The organism is Streptomyces sp. NPDC002640 (assembly GCF_053592575.1).
Genome location: NZ_JBSFVZ010000029.1, coordinates 1 through 16,123 on the forward strand (window position 1 = coordinate 1; position 16,123 = coordinate 16,123).

12 protein-coding genes are annotated in these 16,123 nt (G+C 73.1%); 10 read left to right on the forward strand and 2 right to left on the reverse strand.

Annotated features, from left to right (window positions below; genetic code table 11):
- The first annotated feature begins 177 nt into the window (after positions 1-177).
- On the forward strand, positions 178-1,326 hold the full coding sequence (locus ACWD3O_RS29425) for a glycosyltransferase family 4 protein (RefSeq protein WP_451418006.1): 1,149 nt from the start codon (positions 178-180) through the stop codon (positions 1,324-1,326).
- 32 nt (positions 1,327-1,358) lie between these two features.
- Here ACWD3O_RS29425 and ACWD3O_RS29430 read toward each other — a convergent pair whose 3' ends face one another.
- Both ACWD3O_RS29430 and ACWD3O_RS29435 read right to left on the reverse strand, forming a co-directional pair.
- The gene (locus tag ACWD3O_RS29430; protein WP_451418056.1) at positions 1,359-2,483 is read right to left on the reverse strand and encodes an MFS transporter; all 1,125 of its coding nucleotides are present in this window, start codon (positions 2,481-2,483) and stop codon (positions 1,359-1,361) included.
- A 213-nt stretch (positions 2,484-2,696) separates the two neighbouring features.
- Positions 2,697-4,520, reverse strand: a complete 1,824-nt coding sequence (locus tag ACWD3O_RS29435; protein WP_451418007.1) for a glycoside hydrolase family 15 protein — start codon at positions 4,518-4,520, stop codon at positions 2,697-2,699.
- 489 nt (positions 4,521-5,009) lie between these two features.
- On the opposite strand from ACWD3O_RS29435, the gene ACWD3O_RS29440 reads away from it, so the two are divergent.
- From ACWD3O_RS29440 to ACWD3O_RS29480, 9 genes are all read left to right on the forward strand, one after another.
- Positions 5,010-6,689, forward strand: coding sequence for a CTP synthase (locus ACWD3O_RS29440; RefSeq protein WP_451413241.1), 1,680 nt, complete (start codon positions 5,010-5,012; stop codon positions 6,687-6,689).
- Between the two features lie 124 nt (positions 6,690-6,813).
- Entirely contained in the window at positions 6,814-7,449 is a 636-nt protein-coding gene (locus ACWD3O_RS29445) for an NUDIX domain-containing protein (RefSeq protein ID WP_451418008.1), read from the forward strand.
- Between the two features lie 265 nt (positions 7,450-7,714).
- Positions 7,715-9,763 carry a tetratricopeptide repeat protein gene (locus ACWD3O_RS29450; protein WP_451418009.1) on the forward strand — a complete coding sequence of 683 codons (2,049 nt, stop codon included), beginning with the start codon at positions 7,715-7,717 and terminating at the stop codon, positions 9,761-9,763.
- Positions 9,764-10,063: 300 nt separating this feature from the next.
- On the forward strand, positions 10,064-11,176 hold the full coding sequence (gene ald, locus ACWD3O_RS29455) for an alanine dehydrogenase (RefSeq protein WP_451418057.1): 1,113 nt from the start codon (positions 10,064-10,066) through the stop codon (positions 11,174-11,176).
- A 388-nt stretch (positions 11,177-11,564) separates the two neighbouring features.
- A complete protein-coding gene (locus ACWD3O_RS29460; protein ID WP_451413238.1) occupies positions 11,565-12,737 on the forward strand; it encodes a ParA family protein in 1,173 nt (390 codons plus the stop codon).
- Positions 12,722-13,282: a hypothetical protein gene (locus tag ACWD3O_RS29465; protein ID WP_451418010.1), complete on the forward strand. Its 561-nt coding sequence runs from the start codon at positions 12,722-12,724 to the stop codon at positions 13,280-13,282. The genes ACWD3O_RS29460 and ACWD3O_RS29465 overlap by 16 nt, the downstream gene beginning before the upstream one ends.
- 18 nt (positions 13,283-13,300) lie before the next feature.
- Positions 13,301-14,338 carry a segregation and condensation protein A gene (locus tag ACWD3O_RS29470; protein WP_451418011.1) on the forward strand — a complete coding sequence of 346 codons (1,038 nt, stop codon included), beginning with the start codon at positions 13,301-13,303 and terminating at the stop codon, positions 14,336-14,338.
- Complete coding sequence (scpB, locus tag ACWD3O_RS29475; RefSeq protein ID WP_451413235.1) at positions 14,335-15,009, forward strand: SMC-Scp complex subunit ScpB; 675 nt, start codon at positions 14,335-14,337, stop codon at positions 15,007-15,009. Before ACWD3O_RS29470 ends, scpB begins: the two co-directional genes overlap by 4 nt.
- Positions 15,009-16,073, forward strand: coding sequence for a pseudouridine synthase (locus tag ACWD3O_RS29480; protein ID WP_451413234.1), 1,065 nt, complete (start codon positions 15,009-15,011; stop codon positions 16,071-16,073). The genes scpB and ACWD3O_RS29480 overlap by 1 nt, the downstream gene beginning before the upstream one ends.
- The last annotated feature ends 50 nt before the right edge of the window (positions 16,074-16,123 follow it).

Sequence of the window (16,123 nt, forward strand, 5' to 3'; positions counted from 1 at the left end):
TAGTTCTACAATATTAAAATCACCCTCTTCCCATACACCACGCTGTTCCTATGTCGGCGGACCCTCACGGGACCGCCGCCGCCCGCCGCTCCCGACGGCGACCGCCCCGTGCCCGCACCGCTTCCGCCCTCCCCACGCCCCGCCCCGCACGCCGCCCGACCAGGAGCCCAGGCGCCCGTGACCTTCGCCAGAAACCCCGCCCCGACCGGCCTCAGGCCGCTGCGCGCCGTCCAGGTGACCGGCGGCAGCGCGGCCGGGAGCACCCATGTGCGGTCGCTGACCGCCGGTCTGGTCGACCGGGGCGTGCGGGTGACGGTCTGCGCCCCCGGCGACACGGAACACACCTACGGCTTCGCGGCGGTCGGCGCCCGGCACGTCCCGGTGCCGCGCAGCAGCGACCCGGCGACCGTGGCGGCCCTGCGGGTCGCCTGCGCCGACGCCGACGTGGTGCACGCGCACGGACTGCACGCCTCGTTCCGCGCGGTGCTGGCGCTGGGCGGGCGGCGCACCCCGCTGGTGGTCACCTGGCACAACACGCCGCGGGCCGAAGGGGCGGCGCGGGCACGGCTGCAGAAGGCGCTGGAACGCCGGGTGGGGCGGGCCGCCGCCGTGGTGCTGGGGGTCTCCTCCGACCTGGTCGACCGGGCCCGGCGCCGCGGGGCGCGGGACGCGCGGCTCTCGGCGGTGGGCCTGCCGAGGCTGCTGCCGGTCGCCGGGGCCCGCGCGGACACCGACGCGGAGCGCGACCGGCGGGCCAAGCTGCGGGCCGAACTCGGGGCGCTGGGACGGCCGTTGATCCTGACGGTGGCCGCGCTGGAGGAAGGGCGCGGGCACCGGCTGCTGCTGGACGCCGCGCGGCGGTGGCGCGGCGAGGAGAACCCGCCGCTGGTGGTCGTCGCCGGAGAGGGCGCGCTGCGGGGCGAGTTGCAGCGGCGCACGGAGCACGAGGGGCTGCCGGTCACCCTGTTGGGGCGGCGCGACGACGTCGGCGCGCTGCTCACCGCGGCGGACGTGGCGGTGGTGCCGGACTGCGCGGAAGGGCGCTCGCTGTTCGCCCAGGAGGCACTGCACGCCGGGGTGCCGCTGGTGGCGTCGGACGTCCCCGGCATGGCCGAACTCGTCGGCGACGGCGCGGAACTGGCTCCCGCGGGCGACGCCGCGGGCCTCGCCCGCACGGTCTCCGCGCTGCTCGCCGATCCGGGGCGGCGGGAGGCCCTGCTGCGGCGCGGGCTCCGGCAGGCCGGCACGTGGCCGACCGAGGACGAGACGGTCGCCCAGGTGCTCAGCGTCTACGACGAACTCACCCAGCCCCTGCCGTTCGCCTGACCGGCGCCCGCACTTCGGTCGCCGGAGCCGCTTCACCCGGTGGTCCGAGGTCCGTGGCGCGGCAGTCGCTCGGTGAGGAGCACCGCGCAGGCCCCGGCCGTCAGCAGTCCGCCCGCCAGGAAGGTGCCCCGCACCCCCGCGAGCGGCAGGATCAGGCCGCCCAGCGCGGCGCCCGCGGCGATGCCGACGTTGTAGGCGCCGGAGTTCGCGGCGAGGGCGATGTCCGTCCGGCCCGGTGCGCAGCGCAGCATCGCGTTCTGCGTCGTCATGAACACCGGACCGACCGCACCGCCCATCAGGACCAGGAACATAACCGCCGCGACCGGGTGGGCCCCGGCCGCGTACAGGCCGAGCATGCCGGCGGCCTGCGTGGTGACGGCGGCGACCAGCGTGGCCCGGGGGAAGCGGTCCAGGAACAGCCCGGTGACGCTCACCCCGGCCAGGCAGGCGACGCCGAAGGCCACGAACAGGGTGGCGACCGTGCCGGGCGGGAACCCGCTCACCTGGCCGAGGAACTCCACGACGTAGGTGAAGCCGGTGAACGCCCCGGCGGAGGACAGCGCTCCGGCGGCCAGCACGGTGGCGAACCGGCGGACGTCGGGCTCGGTTCCGTAGGCGGCCCTTTCCTCTTCGGGGCGCGAGGTGGGCAGCAGGGTGGCGATCGTGACGAGGCACAGGAGCCCGAGGACCGCCAGCACGGCGACGGGCGCCTGCCAGTCGCTCCACCGGCCCAGCCAGGTGCCGGCGGGGACGCCGAGCACGAGGGCGAGCGAGCCGGCGACCGACAGCGCGCCGACGACGCGGCCGCGCACCTCGGGCCTGAACAGGCCCACCGCGACCGGCCCCATCACGGCCCAGAACAGGGCCTGGGCGAGCGCCGTCAGCAGGCGTGCCAGGAGCAGCGGCACGTAGGAGGCCGCCAGCGCGGCGGCCAGGCTGGAGACGACCAGCGCGGCCAGCAGCCCGGTCAGGACGTGACGCCGGGGGACCGCCCGTACGGCGTGGGCGAGCGGCACGGAGGCGACGGCCACGGTCAGGCCGTAGCCGGTGACCAGCAGGCCGACGGCCGACAGGGACACCCCGAGGCTCGCGGAGATGCGGTCCAGGAGGCCGATCGGCAGGCTCTCCGCCGTGTTGAAGGTGAACGCCGCCAGCATCAGCGCCGCGAGCACCGCCCGCCGCCGCCAGGCGGGCGGCGGCCCGGAGGGGTACCGGTCGTCCTTCGGGCTGCTCGTGCGGTCCTGCTCCGCGGCACCGTCCATGGCGGTACCCCATCGGGCGCGGCGGGACCGCCGCAACCTGATTCCGCGCCGTCCCGCCGTCCCGCCGTCCCGCAGGGGCCGACGGCGGGACGGCGGGGATCGCGGGGCTCAGCCCCCGTACGCCCCCGAGGCGGTGAGGCGCAGGGCGGTGTCGATCAGGGGAACGTGGCTGAAGGCCTGCGGGAAGTTGCCGACCTGGCGCTGCCGCTTGGAGTCCCACTCCTCGGCCAGCAGCCCGAGGTCGTTGCGGAGCGAGAGCAGCCGCTCGAAGAGCCGCCGCGCCTCGTCGACCCGGCCGATCATCGCCAGGTCGTCCGCCATCCAGAACGAGCAGGCGAGGAACGCCCCCTCGTCGCCGGCGAGGCCGTCGACGTTCTCGTCACCCGGGTGCGTCGGGTACCGCAGGATGAAGCCGTCCGGGGTGGACAGCTCCCGCTGGATCGCCTCGATGGTGCCGATGACCCGCTTGTCGTCCGGCGGCAGGAACCCGACCTGCGGGATCAGCAGCAGCGACGCGTCCAGCTCCTGCGAGCCGTAGGACTGGGTGAAGGTGTTCCGCTCGGGGTCGTAGCCCTTCTCGCAGACGTCCCGGTGGATGTCGTCCCGCAGCTCCCGCCACCGCTCCAGCGGGCCCTCGGCGTCGCCGGACTCGACCAGCTTGATGGTGCGGTCCACGGCCACCCACGCCATGACCTTGGAGTGCACGAAGTGGCGGCGCGGGCCGCGCACCTCCCAGATGCCCTCGTCCGGCTGGTTCCAGTGGTTCTCCAGGTAGGAGATCAGCTTCAGCTGGAGCTGGGAGGCGTAGTCGTTGCGGGACAGGCCCGTCATGTGCGCCAGGTGGAGCGCCTCGATGGTCTCGCCGTAGACGTCGAGCTGCAGCTGGTGGGCCGCGCCGTTGCCGACCCGGACCGGGGCCGAGTTCTCGTAGCCGGGCAGCCAGTCCAGCTCCGCCTCGCCGAGCTCGCGCTCACCGGCGATGCCGTACATGATCTGCAGGTTCTCCGGGTCGCCCGCGACCGCCCGCAGCAGCCACTCGCGCCAGGCCCGGGCCTCCTCGCGGTACCCGGTGCGCAGCAGCGAGGACAGGGTGATCGCCGCGTCCCGCAGCCAGGTGTAGCGGTAGTCCCAGTTGCGGACACCGCCGATCTCCTCCGGCAGCGAGGTGGTCGGCGCGGCGACGATGCCGCCGGTCGGCGCGTAGGTGAGCGCCTTGAGCGTGATCAGCGAACGGATCACGGCCTCCCGGTACGGGCCGTGGTACGTGCACACGGCCACCCATTCCCGCCAGAAGTCGTCCGTCGCCGCCAGCGACTGCTCCGGCTCCGGCAGCGGCGGCGGCTCCTTGTGCGAGGGCTGCCAGGACAGCGTGAACGCCATCCGCTCGCCCGCGGAGACGGTGAAGTCGGTGTAGGTCGTCAGGTCCTTGCCGTACGTGGTGAGCTCGTCGTCGCCGCTCAGCACGTCGGTGTCGTACCAGACGGAGTCCGGGCCGGCGATGCCGACCAGCCGGCCGTTGCGGCGGTGCACCCACGGGACGATCCGGCCGTAGGAGAACCGCATCCGCAGCGCGGAACGCATCCGCACCTCGCCCGAGACGCCCTCCACGATCCGGATCACCTGCGGGGCGCCGTCACGTGGCGGCATGAAATCGGTCACCCGGACCGTGCCGTCCGGGGTGTCCCACTCCGACTCCAGGACGAGGGAGTCGCCCCGGTAGCGTCGGCGGGTGGCGTCGGGCGCTTCGGCGTCCGGCGCGTGGGCGGGCCCGACGCGCCAGAAGCCGTGATCCTCGGTGCCCAGCAGGCCGGCGAAGATGGCCTGAGAGTCGAAGCGGGGAAGGCACAGCCAGTCCACCGTGCCGTCCCGGCAGACCAGTGCGGCGGTCTGCATGTCTCCGATGAGTGCGTAGTCCTCGATACGCCCGGCCACGTGCAACTCCAGTCGAACGGCCACATCGTCCCAGCGGGACGGTCGCTCTCTTGCGGTCAAGTCAAAGGGGGTGAAGCGGAAAAGACGGTTGTTCGCTCGGTATGGGCTGACGCTCCCGTATGCCCACGGTTGTGTAGTTCGGGGTAACCGGGACACGGCCTGTGACACCGGCTTGGGTGTGCCGTCCTGCCCGGCCGGGCGCTCAGCGAGTGTCCGAGCAGGATACGACGCGGGATGATGATGCGCGCGATGCTCACGGCAACAAGAGTGAACCGAACGGGTGGGCGCCCGGTGACCGGAGAAAGACGCAGGTCACAGCGGCGGGCCCGGTGCGCGGACGCCTTAGCTCCCACGCGCTGATACCCTGGTAGCCCGTGGACCGGTGGGAGAAAAACCCCGGCACCGCAGCGACGGCACCCCCGGCGAAACCGGGTCGGCACGCCGCCCCGCAACCCCAGACACCGCCACCACGGGAGCCCCCCTTTGGCCATGCCCGCTGCTTTCCGAAACAGCAACGCCACGACGACCAAGCACATCTTCGTCACCGGGGGTGTCGCCTCCTCGCTCGGGAAGGGTCTGACGGCTTCCAGCCTCGGCATGCTGCTCAAGGCCCGTGGCCTGCGTGTCGTCATGCAGAAGCTCGACCCGTACCTGAACGTCGACCCGGGCACGATGAACCCGTTCCAGCACGGTGAGGTGTTCGTCACCAACGACGGCGCCGAGACCGACCTGGACATCGGCCACTACGAGCGCTTCCTCGACCGCGACCTCGACGGCTCGGCCAACGTCACCACCGGCCAGGTCTACTCCACGGTCATCGCCAAGGAGCGCCGGGGCGAGTACCTGGGCGACACCGTCCAGGTCATCCCGCACATCACCAACGAGATCAAGCACCGCATCCGCCGCATGGCGACGGACGAGGTCGACGTCGTGATCACCGAGGTCGGCGGCACGGTCGGCGACATCGAGTCGCTGCCCTTCCTGGAGACGGTCCGCCAGGTCCGCCACGAGGTCGGCCGCGACAACGTCTTCGTGGTGCACATCTCGCTGCTGCCCTACATCGGCCCCTCCGGCGAGCTGAAGACCAAGCCCACCCAGCACTCGGTGGCCGCCCTGCGCAACATCGGCCTCCAGCCGGACGCCATCGTGCTGCGCTGCGACCGCGAGGTCCCCACCGCCATCAAGCGCAAGATCTCGCTGATGTGCGACGTGGACGAGGACGCCGTGGTGGCCTGCCCGGACGCCCGGTCGATCTACGACATCCCGAAGACGATCCACGGCGAGGGCCTGGACGCCTACGCGGTCCGCAAGCTGGACCTGCCGTTCCGCGACGTCGACTGGACCACCTGGGACGACCTGCTGGACCGCGTCCACAACCCCGACCACGAGATCACCCTGGCCCTGGTCGGCAAGTACATCGACCTGCCCGACGCCTACCTGTCGGTGACCGAGGCGCTGCGCGCCGGCGGCTTCGCCAACAAGGCCCGCGTCAAGATCAAGTGGGTCACCTCCGACGACTGCAAGACCCCGGCCGGCGCCGCCCAGCAGCTCGGCGACGTCGACGGCATCTGCATCCCCGGCGGTTTCGGCGACCGCGGCGTCTCCGGCAAGGTCGGCGCCATCCAGTACGCCCGCGAGAACCGCATCCCGCTGCTCGGCCTCTGCCTGGGCCTGCAGTGCATCGTGATCGAGGCGGCCCGCAACCTGGCCGGCATCCCCGACGCCAACTCCACCGAGTTCGACCCGGCGACCGGCCACCCGGTGATCTCCACCATGGCCGAGCAGATGGACATCGTCTCCGGCGAGGGCGACATGGGCGGCACCATGCGGCTCGGCATGTACCCCGCCAAGCTGGCCGAGGGCTCCGTGGTGCGCGAGGTGTACGACGAGAAGGAGTACGTCGAGGAGCGCCACCGTCACCGCTACGAGGTGAACAACGCCTACCGCGCGGAGCTCGAGAAGAAGGCGGGCATCGTCTTCTCCGGCACCTCCCCGGACGGCAAGCTGGTCGAGTACGTGGAGTACCCGCGGGAGGTCCACCCCTACCTGGTGGCCACCCAGGCCCACCCGGAGCTGCGCTCCCGCCCGACCCGCCCGCACCCGCTGTTCGCCGGGCTGGTGAAGGCCGCGGTCGACCGCCAGCAGGGCACCGGCGCCTACGCCCGGTGATCGTCGCGGTGACCGCGTGACGATACGGTGGCCGGGGTACGCGCATCCTCCGGGACGCGTGCCCCGGCTCCGTCGTTCCCGTGAAGAGTTCCCCGTGCCAGCAGTTGTGGAGAGGACCGCCCCGATGACCGACCCGGTGATCAAGGACGCACCCGAGGAGTGGGAGATCCGCTCGTCGAGCACCCCGTTCACGGGCAAGAAGACCTCCGTGCGGACCGACGACGTGGTGATGCCCGGCGGGACGGTCGTGAGCCGCGACTACCAGGTGCACCCCGGCTCGGTGGCCGTCCTCGCCCTGGACGACCAGGATCGCGTGGTGGTGCTGCGCCAGTACCGGCACCCCGTCCGCCAGAAGCTGTGGGAGATCCCCGCCGGCCTGCTGGACGTCCCCGGCGAGAACCCGCTGCACGCCGCACAGCGCGAGCTGTACGAGGAGGCGCACGTCAAGGCCGAGGAGTGGCGGGTCCTCGCGGACGTCTACACCACGCCGGGCGGCTGCGACGAGGCGGTGCGGATCTTCCTCGCCCGCGGACTATCCGACGCCGAGGGCGACCGCTTCGAGGTCGAGGACGAGGAGTCCGACATGGAGCTGGCCCGGGTGCCGGTAGCGGACCTGGTGCGCGGCGTGCTGGCGGGCGAGCTGCACAACAACTGCCTGGTCGTCGGCGTGCTGTCGCTGGTCGCGGCCCGGGCCGGCGACGGAACGGACGCGCTGCGGCCCGCCGAGGCGCCCTGGCCCGCGCGGCCCTTCGAGGCGTGACCCGCCGGGCCCGGCCGCGCGACGCGTGCACCGCCCGGCAGCCGCAGGGGACCGGTCCGGCGCACACCAGGCCCTGACCGGCGCGCACCCGGCCCCGTGCGGCTCGCTCCACGGTTTGCGGCCGGGGCCGAAAGGGGGCGCCCGTCGCGTCCGGTCGGGGGACCGTGGGGGTGTGGTCCCCCGTTCCGCCGCCGTCCTGTGAACTACGCTCGTGCAAGGCCCCGCGGACGGGGTGGCGCGTGCGTGCAGGACGGGAGTGTGGCCCGTGACGGACCAGGCGGTGGACACCGGCCGGACGCCGGACGCGGCGCGAAGGCCCTCCGGCGAGACCTCCGCGCCCGCGCCCCGCCCACCGGCCGCCCCGCCCTCACGCTTCCTGGGGCGGACCCGCGAGCTCAAGGAACTGCTCGCCGACATCGAACGCGCCGGACTCAACACCATCGCCGGACGCAAGGCCCCCCGCGCCCGGGTCCTGCTGATCGCCGGACGCCCCGGCTCCGGCCGTACCGCGCTCGCCGAGGAACTCGTCCGGCAGGTCGCCGACCGCTACCCCGACGGCGTGCTGCGCGCCCGGCTCACCGAACCCGGCGGAACGCCGGTGCCCGCCGGCCGCGCCGCCCGCGGCCTGCTGGGCCAGCTCCCCGCACCGGCCGCGCCCGGCGCCGACGAGGACGAACTCACCGCCACGCTGCGCGCCGCCCTCGCCTCCCGCCGGGTCGTGCTGTTCCTCGACGACGCCGCCGACGCCGAGCAGGTCGACGAACTCGTCCCCGACACCCCCGACTGCCTGGTCGTCGCGGTCTCCCGCGGACCCCTGACCGGCATCCCCGACGTGCGTCCCTGCGTCCTCGGCGGACTGGACACCCGCTCCGCCGTCGACCTGCTGACCCGCCGCACCGGCCCCGTCCGGGTCACCGTCGACCCCTGCGCCGCCCAGCAGCTCGCCGAGGAGTGCCACGGGGAGCCGGCCACCCTGCTGCTGGCCGGCGGCTGGCTCGCCGACCGGCCCAAGGTCGCCGTCGCCGACCTGGTCGCCCAGCTGCGCGCCGACCCGGCCGCCGGACCGCTGGACCGCATGCTCGGCCTGGTCCACGACGGCCTCCCCGCGGCCGCCGCCCGCATGCTGCGCCTGCTCTCCCTCGCCCCCGCCGGACTGGTCGACCCGCACACCGCCTCCGCCCTGGCCGGCTGCTCGCCGCAGGCCGCGACCGAGACCCTGGACACCTTCCACCGGCTGGCCCTGCTGCACCAGGTCCCCGCCTCCGGACTGCTCTACGAGGTCCCCGGCTGCCTGCACCCCCTGCTCTCCGAGCTCGCCGCCCGGCTCGACCGCCCCGCCGAACTGCGGCTGGCCAGGGCCCGGGCGCTGGAGCGCACGGTACGGATGCTCCACGCCTGCCGGCTCGCCACCGAGACCGGCGAGGCCGCCCGGGCCCGTCTGCACGCGCTGCCGCGCGCCCTGCGCTTCGCCGGGCCCGAGGAGGCCGCCACCTGGCTCGAGGAGCGCCGCGAGGCCCTCCTGACGGCCGCCGGGCTCGCCGTCGCCGACGGGGAGCTGGACACCCTGGCCCGGCGGCTGATGTCCCAGCTCGTGCGGGCCCTGGTCGCCCACGTCGGCACCGAGGACGCGGCCTGCGACCTGTACGCCGTCCACCGGCTCGTGCTGGACGTCGCGGAGCGGCGCTCCCTGCCCCGGGAGAAGGCCGCCGCCCTGCTCAACCTCGCCGACCTCGACGCCCGCACCGGACGCACCGCCGAGGCGCTGACCCGCTACCGGGCCGCCCTGGACGCCGGCCGTGAGGGCCGCGACCCGTACGCCGTGGGCCGGGCCATGGAATCCCTGGGCGGCGCCCACCAGGAACTCGGCGACCTGGACCGCGCCGCCGACTGGTACGGCCGGGCCCTCGCCGAACGCCTCGCCCGCGACCAGCGTGCCGACGCCGCCCGGCTCTACGGCCGGATCGCCTCCGCCCACGCCTGCGCCGGCCGCCACGAGGAGGCGCTGCGCCACTGGCGCGCCGCCGTCACCGAGCACCGGCGCGGCGGCGACGTCCCCGCCTGCGCCCGGGCACTCGGCGAGCTCGCCCGCGCCCAGGAGTACACCGGGCGGTTCGAGGAGTCGCTGCGCACCTGTCGGGACGCCGTCGCCTGGGCCCGCCGGGCCGGGGACGAGCGGCTGGAGGCGGGCCTGCACCTCAGGCTCGCCGACACCCTCGAACGCCTCGGCGACCCGACGGCGGCCCGGCTCCACCGGGAGACCGCCGAACGGATGCTGGGTGACGAGCTCACGGGGGTACCCGAAGACCGTGGGTGACACCCGGGATCCCGCCCGGGCCGCCTCTCCCGCCGCCCGGCGGCGGGGCCGGTGACCCTACGGAGCGGATCGTCCCGGAACGTCACCCCGCTCCTAAGAAATCCGGGGCGTATCCCTCGGGTATCACTTGCTTTACAAGGCTAGACAGCGGGAAATCCTTCATTAGACTGGCGATGTCGCCGGTTCTCCGGCGTGTGTCCCGGTGCGCCCACAAGCGACCGGTATATCCCCGCATGCCCCGGCGTCACCACGCCGCCGCGTGTGTTTCCCCGCCCCCCGACTGCAAGGACCGTGATCGACGTGAAGGTCGGCATCCCCCGCGAGGTCAAGAACAACGAGTTCCGCGTGGCCATCACCCCCGCGGGTGTCCACGAGCTGGTGCGCAACGGCCACGAGGTCGTCGTCGAGCGGAACGCGGGCCTCGGCTCGTCGATCGTCGACGAGGAGTACGTCGCGGCCGGCGCCAGGATCCTCGGGACCGCCGACGAGGTCTGGGCCGCCGCGGACATGATCCTCAAGGTCAAGGAGCCGATCGCGGAGGAGTACCACCGCCTCCGCAAGGACCAGGTCCTCTTCACCTACCTGCACCTGGCCGCCGACCGCCCGGGCACCGAGGCGCTGGTCGCCTCCGGCACCACCGCCATCGCCTACGAGACCGTCGAGGTGAACCGCACGCTGCCGCTGCTCGCCCCGATGTCCGAGGTGGCCGGCCGGCTGGCCCCGCAGGTCGGCGCCTACCAGCTGATGCGCGCCAACGGCGGCCGCGGCGTCCTGCCGGGCGGCGTCCCGGGCGTCGCCCCCGCCAAGGCCGTCGTGCTCGGCGGCGGCGTCTCCGGCTGGAACGCCACCCAGATCGCCGTCGGCATGGGCTTCCAGGTCACGCTGCTCGACCTGAACATCGACAAGCTCCGCGAGGCGGACAAGGTCTTCGGGACCAAGGTGACGACCGTCGTCTCCAACTCCTTCGAGATCGAGAAGGCGCTGCTCGAGGCCGACCTGGTCGTCGGCGCGGTGCTGATCCCGGGCGCCAAGGCCCCGAAGCTGGTCACCAACGAGCTGGTCTCCCGGATGAAGCCGGGAAGTGTCCTTGTCGACATCGCCATCGACCAGGGCGGCTGCTTCGAGGACTCCCGTCCCACCACCCACGCCGAGCCGACCTTCCCGGTCCACGAGTCGGTCTTCTACTGCGTCGCCAACATGCCCGGCGCGGTGCCGAACACCTCCACCTACGCGCTGACCAACGCCACGCTCCCGTACGTCGTCCAGCTCGCCAACCGCGGCTGGGTCGAGGCGCTGCGCCGCGATGCGGCGCTCGCCAAGGGCCTCAACGTCCACGACGGCCAGGTCGTGTACCGCGAGGTCGCGGAGGCGCACGGCATGGAGCACGTCGCTCTGGAGAGCGTGCTCGGCTGAACGGGCCGTAAACACGGCCGAGTCGACATTCCGACATGACGAGACGGTCACCACGACCGTCAACTCGGGCGTCAACGCCGCGAAACCGGCCGGACCTTGGGCTACCAGGTCCGGCCGTTCGCGCATCCGGCCTCCGCCCACCGGCCGCTGAGCGGGTCCACTTGTCAACTCGACGTCGGATTTCGGTCGTTGTGCGCCCGGGTGAATCGCACGGTGCGACGCGCGTACGCCCTTGACAACAGGCGTGTCCGGAAGGGACACGGCAGGCCGGGTCCGGCGGATTGTGTTGCTGCGAACGGTCGACACGCCATAGAGTCGCCCATCGTCGGCATGGTGCCACGCTGACCTGTCTAGAAGTTTCCTGGTCACCAAGGAGGTAAGACGACTTGTGAATGAGTCGACATTTACTCCCGGGGGTGGTCAACCAGGAACGCCTGCGGGGGACACCGGACCCGCCGGAATCGAGGCTGTCGGCTCCGTCGCGGTCCGTACCTTCGCAGCCCACCAGAGCCAGCACCCCCACCTGGCTCCGACAGCACACCAGAGCATGGATGCCCATCACGTGAACGCCATGTCCGGCGACGCAAGTGGCGCGCCCCACCACTTCGCCGAATACGACGAACTGCCCGACGGTCACTTCTACGACCCCGACGCCGAATACGAGCCGGACCCCGAGTACGCGGCCACCCTCGCGCCTGACGCCGCGCGGCAGCGGCGCGAGCGCATCGGCCCGACCGGGCGTCCGCTGCCCTACTTCCCGATCCCCGGGCCGCTGACCGACCACGGCCCCGCGAAGATCATCGCGATGTGCAACCAGAAGGGCGGCGTCGGCAAGACGACGTCGACCATCAACCTGGGTGCCGCGCTGGCCGAGTACGGCCGGCGGGTCCTGCTGGTCGACTTCGACCCGCAGGGCGCGCTCTCGGTCGGTCTGGGCGTCAACCCGATGGAGCTCGACCTCACGGTCTACAACCTGCTCATGGAGCGGGGCATGGCGGCCGACGAGGTGCTGCTCAAGACGGCGGTCCCCAACATGGACCTGCTGCCGAGCAACATCGACCTCTCCGCCGCCGAGGTGCAGCTGGTCTCCGAGGTCGCCCGCGAGTCGACCCTGCAGCGCGCGCTCAAGCCGCTGATGTCGGACTACGACTACATCGTGATCGACTGCCAGCCCTCGCTGGGCCTGCTGACGGTGAACGCGCTGACGGCCGCCCACAAGGTGATCGTGCCGCTGGAGTGCGAGTTCTTCGCGCTGCGCGGTGTGGCGCTGCTGACCGAGACCATCGAGAAGGTCCAGGAGCGGCTCAACCCGGAGCTGGAGCTCGACGGCATCCTCGCCACGATGTACGACTCCCGCACGGTGCACAGCCGCGAGGTGCTGGCGCGGGTGGTCGAGGCGTTCGACGACCACGTGTACCACACGGTGATCGGACGGACCGTCCGCTTCCCGGAGACCACCGTGGCCGGTGAGCCCATCACCACGTACGCGTCCAACTCCGTCGGTGCCGCCGCCTACCGCCAGCTCGCCAGGGAGGTGCTCGCCCGGTGTCACGCCGAGTGAGTCTGCCCGGAGCCGACGAGCTGTTCCGCACCACCGGGGGCTCCGGCCTCCAGTCCTCCTCCCCGCGCCGCCAGGCCACCGCCGAGCGCGCGGAGGCGCGGGTCCCCGCGCCGGCCGTCGAGGACGACCTCGCCCCGCGGGACGGGGCGGAGGGGCTGCCGCCCTCCGTCCCCGCCCAGGCCGGTGACGCGCAGGCCGCGGAGCATGCCGTGGCGGACGCGGCGACCGGGGACCAGGGCGAGACCCACAGCCGGGCCGGCGGCGCGGAGGGCGCCGCCGCCGCGGCCACGGGGGTCACCCCCCGGCGCCGCGGGCGTCCCGCCCGGCGGCCCAGCGGTCGCGAGCGGCACGACGAGAAGATCACCGTGTACGTGTCGGCCGAGGAACTCATGGACCTCGAGCACGCCCGGCTGGTCCTGCGCGGGGAGCACGGCCTCGCCGTGGACCGCGGACGCATCGTCCGCGAGGCGGTCGCGGTCGTCCTGGCCGATCTGGAGTCCCGGGGGGACGCGAGCATCCTGGTGCGGCGGCTGCGCGGGCGGTAGAGGTAGCCTGCCACGGCCATGACCTCGAACGTTCCCTCCCGCAGGCGCCCCCTCGGCCGCGGCCCCGGCCTGCCGCAGGCCCCGGCCGCCCCGGAGCCTGCCCGGGAGGACGCGCCCGAGCCCGCGCCGGCCATTCCCGAGCCCGCCCCCGCGCCGACTTCGGCTCCGGCGGAGGCGCCGCAGAGGCCCGCCGGTACGCCCCGCGAGGAGCACGAGCCCCAGCCCGAGGCCGCGCCGGACGCGGACCTGGACACGTTCACCGTGCACCTGACCAACTTCGAGGGACCGTTCGACCTGCTGCTCCAGCTGATCTCCCGGCACAAGCTGGACGTCACCGAGGTTGCCCTCTCCCGGGTGACCGACGAGTTCATGGCGCACATCCGGGCCCGCGGCGACGACTGGGACCTGGACCGGACGACCGAGTTCCTGGTCGTCGCCGCCACCCTGCTCGACCTCAAGGCGGCCCGGCTGCTGCCCGCCGCCGAGGTGGAGGACGAGGCCGACCTCGCCCTGCTCGAGGCCCGGGACCTGCTCTTCGCCCGCCTGCTCCAGTACCGCGCGTACAAGCAGGTCGCCGACATCTTCAGCGCCCGCCTGGAGGACGAGGCCCGGCGCCACCCCCGTACCGTGGGCCTCGAGCCGCACCACGCCGAGCTGCTGCCGGACGTGGTCCTGAGCATCGGCCCCGAGGGCTTCGCCAGGCTGGCGGTGAAGGCCATGCAGCCGAAGCCCCCGCCGCAGGTGTACGTCGACCACATCCACGCCCCGCTGGTCAGCGTCCGCGAACAGGCGGCCGTGGTGATGGGCCGGCTCCGCGAGCTGGGCGAGGCCACCTTCCGCACGCTGGTGGAGGACACCGACGACACCCTCACCGTCGTCGCCCGGTTCCTGGCCCTGCTGGAGCTCTACCGGGAGAAGGCGGTCGCCCTGGAGCAGGAGACCGCCCTGGGCGAGCTGCTGGTCCGCTGGACCGGCGACGAGGACGGCCCCCGGCCGGTCGTCACCGACGAGTTCGACCGCCCGGCCGCCGACACCACCGAGGAGGAGCGCGCATGACCACCGTGGGAACCCCCGAGGAGGCGGCCGCCGGCCCGCAGGACGACGCCCTCGCGGCGCTCGACCTCAAGCCCGCCCTGGAGGCCGTGCTGATGGTCGTCGACGAGCCCGCGGCCGAGGAACACCTCGCCAAGGTGCTCCGGCGCCCCCGCCGCGCGATCGCCGACGCCCTGCGCGAGCTGGCCGACGAGTACGCCGTGCAGGGCCGCGGCTTCGAGCTGCGGAAGATCGCCGGGGGCTGGCGCTTCTACACCCGGCCCGAGTACTCCGCCGCCGTGGAGGCGCTCGTCCTGGAGGGCCGCACCGCCCGGCTCACCCAGGCCGCGCTGGAGACCCTCGCCGTCGTCGCCTACCGCCAGCCGGTCAGCCGTTCCCGGGTCTCCGCGGTGCGCGGGGTGAACTGCGACGGCGTGATGCGCACCCTCCTCCAGCGGGGTCTGGTCGAGGAGGCGGGCACGGAACCCGAAACAGGTGCGATCCTGTACAGGACGACGAACTACTTCCTGGAGCGGATGGGCCTGCGCGGTCTGGACGAGCTCCCCGAGCTCGCGCCCTTCGTCCCGGAGGCGGAGGCGATCGAGGCCGAGAGCCAGGAGGGGGTTCCGTCGTTCGACCCCGACGCACCCGATGCGCCGGGAGCAGACGACGCAGACGACCAGACGGAATTTTGATGCGAAGCAGCGGCAGCGGCAAGAGCGGCGGGCGCGGGAACTACCGCGGCGCCGGCAACGACAGGGACCAGAAGCAGGGGCAGGGCCGCCCCCGCAAGCCCCGCCCCGAGGAGCGCCGCTACGACGTGGGTCCCGGGGCGACCAAGGACGGACCCAAGGCCGGACGCGGCGGCGCCTCCGGCGCCCGCGGCGCCAAGCAGGGCGGCGGCGCCGGCGGCCGCGGCGGACGCCCGGCGCCCGCGCGCTCGCGCGAGTACGAGACCCGGATCGAGGAGCGCAACCGGGAGCGGTACGCCGGGAAGAAGGAGGTCAAGCTCCCCAAAACCTTCCCCGGCGCCGAGCAGGAGGGCGAGCGCCTGCAGAAGGTGCTGGCCCGGGCCGGCTACGGCTCGCGGCGCGCCTGCGAGGAGCTGATCGAGCAGGCGCGGGTCGAGGTCAACGGCGAGATCGTCCTCGAGCAGGGTCAGCGGGTCGACCCCGAGAAGGACGAGATCAAGGTCGACGGCCTGACCGTGGCCACGCAGTCCTACCAGTTCTTCTCGCTCAACAAGCCGGCCGGCGTGGTCTCCACCATGGAGGACCCCGAGGGCCGCCAGTGCCTGGGCGACTACGTGACCAACCGCGACACCCGGCTCTTCCACGTCGGGCGGCTGGACACCGAGACCGAGGGCGTCATCCTGCTCACCAACCACGGCGAGCTGGCCCACCGGCTGACCCACCCGAAGTACGGCGTGAAGAAGGTCTACCTCGCGCACATCATCGGGCCCATCCCGCGCGACCTGGGCAAGCAGCTCAAGGACGGCATCCAGCTCGAGGACGGTTACGCCCGCGCCGACCACTTCCGCGTGGTCGAGCAGACCGGCAAGCACTACATGGTCGAGGTCACCCTGCACGAGGGCCGCAAGCACATCGTGCGGCGGATGCTGGCCGAGGCCGGCTTCCCCGTCGAGAGCCTGGTGCGGACCGCCTTCGGCCCGATCAAGCTGGGCGACCAGAAGTCCGGCTGGCTGCGGAGGCTCTCCAACACCGAGGTCGGCATGCTGATGAAGGAGGTCGACCTCTAAAGAGGTTGTGCCCCGCGGCGAACCCCCTTATCGTCAAGTTGACGCAATAA

Coding starts and splice junctions, on each gene's coding strand:
- ACWD3O_RS29430 (WP_451418056.1), bottom strand. CDS start 2,483: ATGCTGGCGGCGTTCACCTTCAACACGGCGGAGAGCCTGCCGATCGGC.
- ACWD3O_RS29440 (WP_451413241.1), top strand. CDS start 5,010: ATGCCCGCTGCTTTCCGAAACAGCAACGCCACGACGACCAAGCACATC.
- ACWD3O_RS29445 (WP_451418008.1), top strand. CDS start 6,814: ATGACCGACCCGGTGATCAAGGACGCACCCGAGGAGTGGGAGATCCGC.
- ACWD3O_RS29470 (WP_451418011.1), top strand. CDS start 13,301: ATGACCTCGAACGTTCCCTCCCGCAGGCGCCCCCTCGGCCGCGGCCCC.
- scpB (WP_451413235.1), top strand. CDS start 14,335: ATGACCACCGTGGGAACCCCCGAGGAGGCGGCCGCCGGCCCGCAGGAC.
- ACWD3O_RS29480 (WP_451413234.1), top strand. CDS start 15,009: ATGCGAAGCAGCGGCAGCGGCAAGAGCGGCGGGCGCGGGAACTACCGC.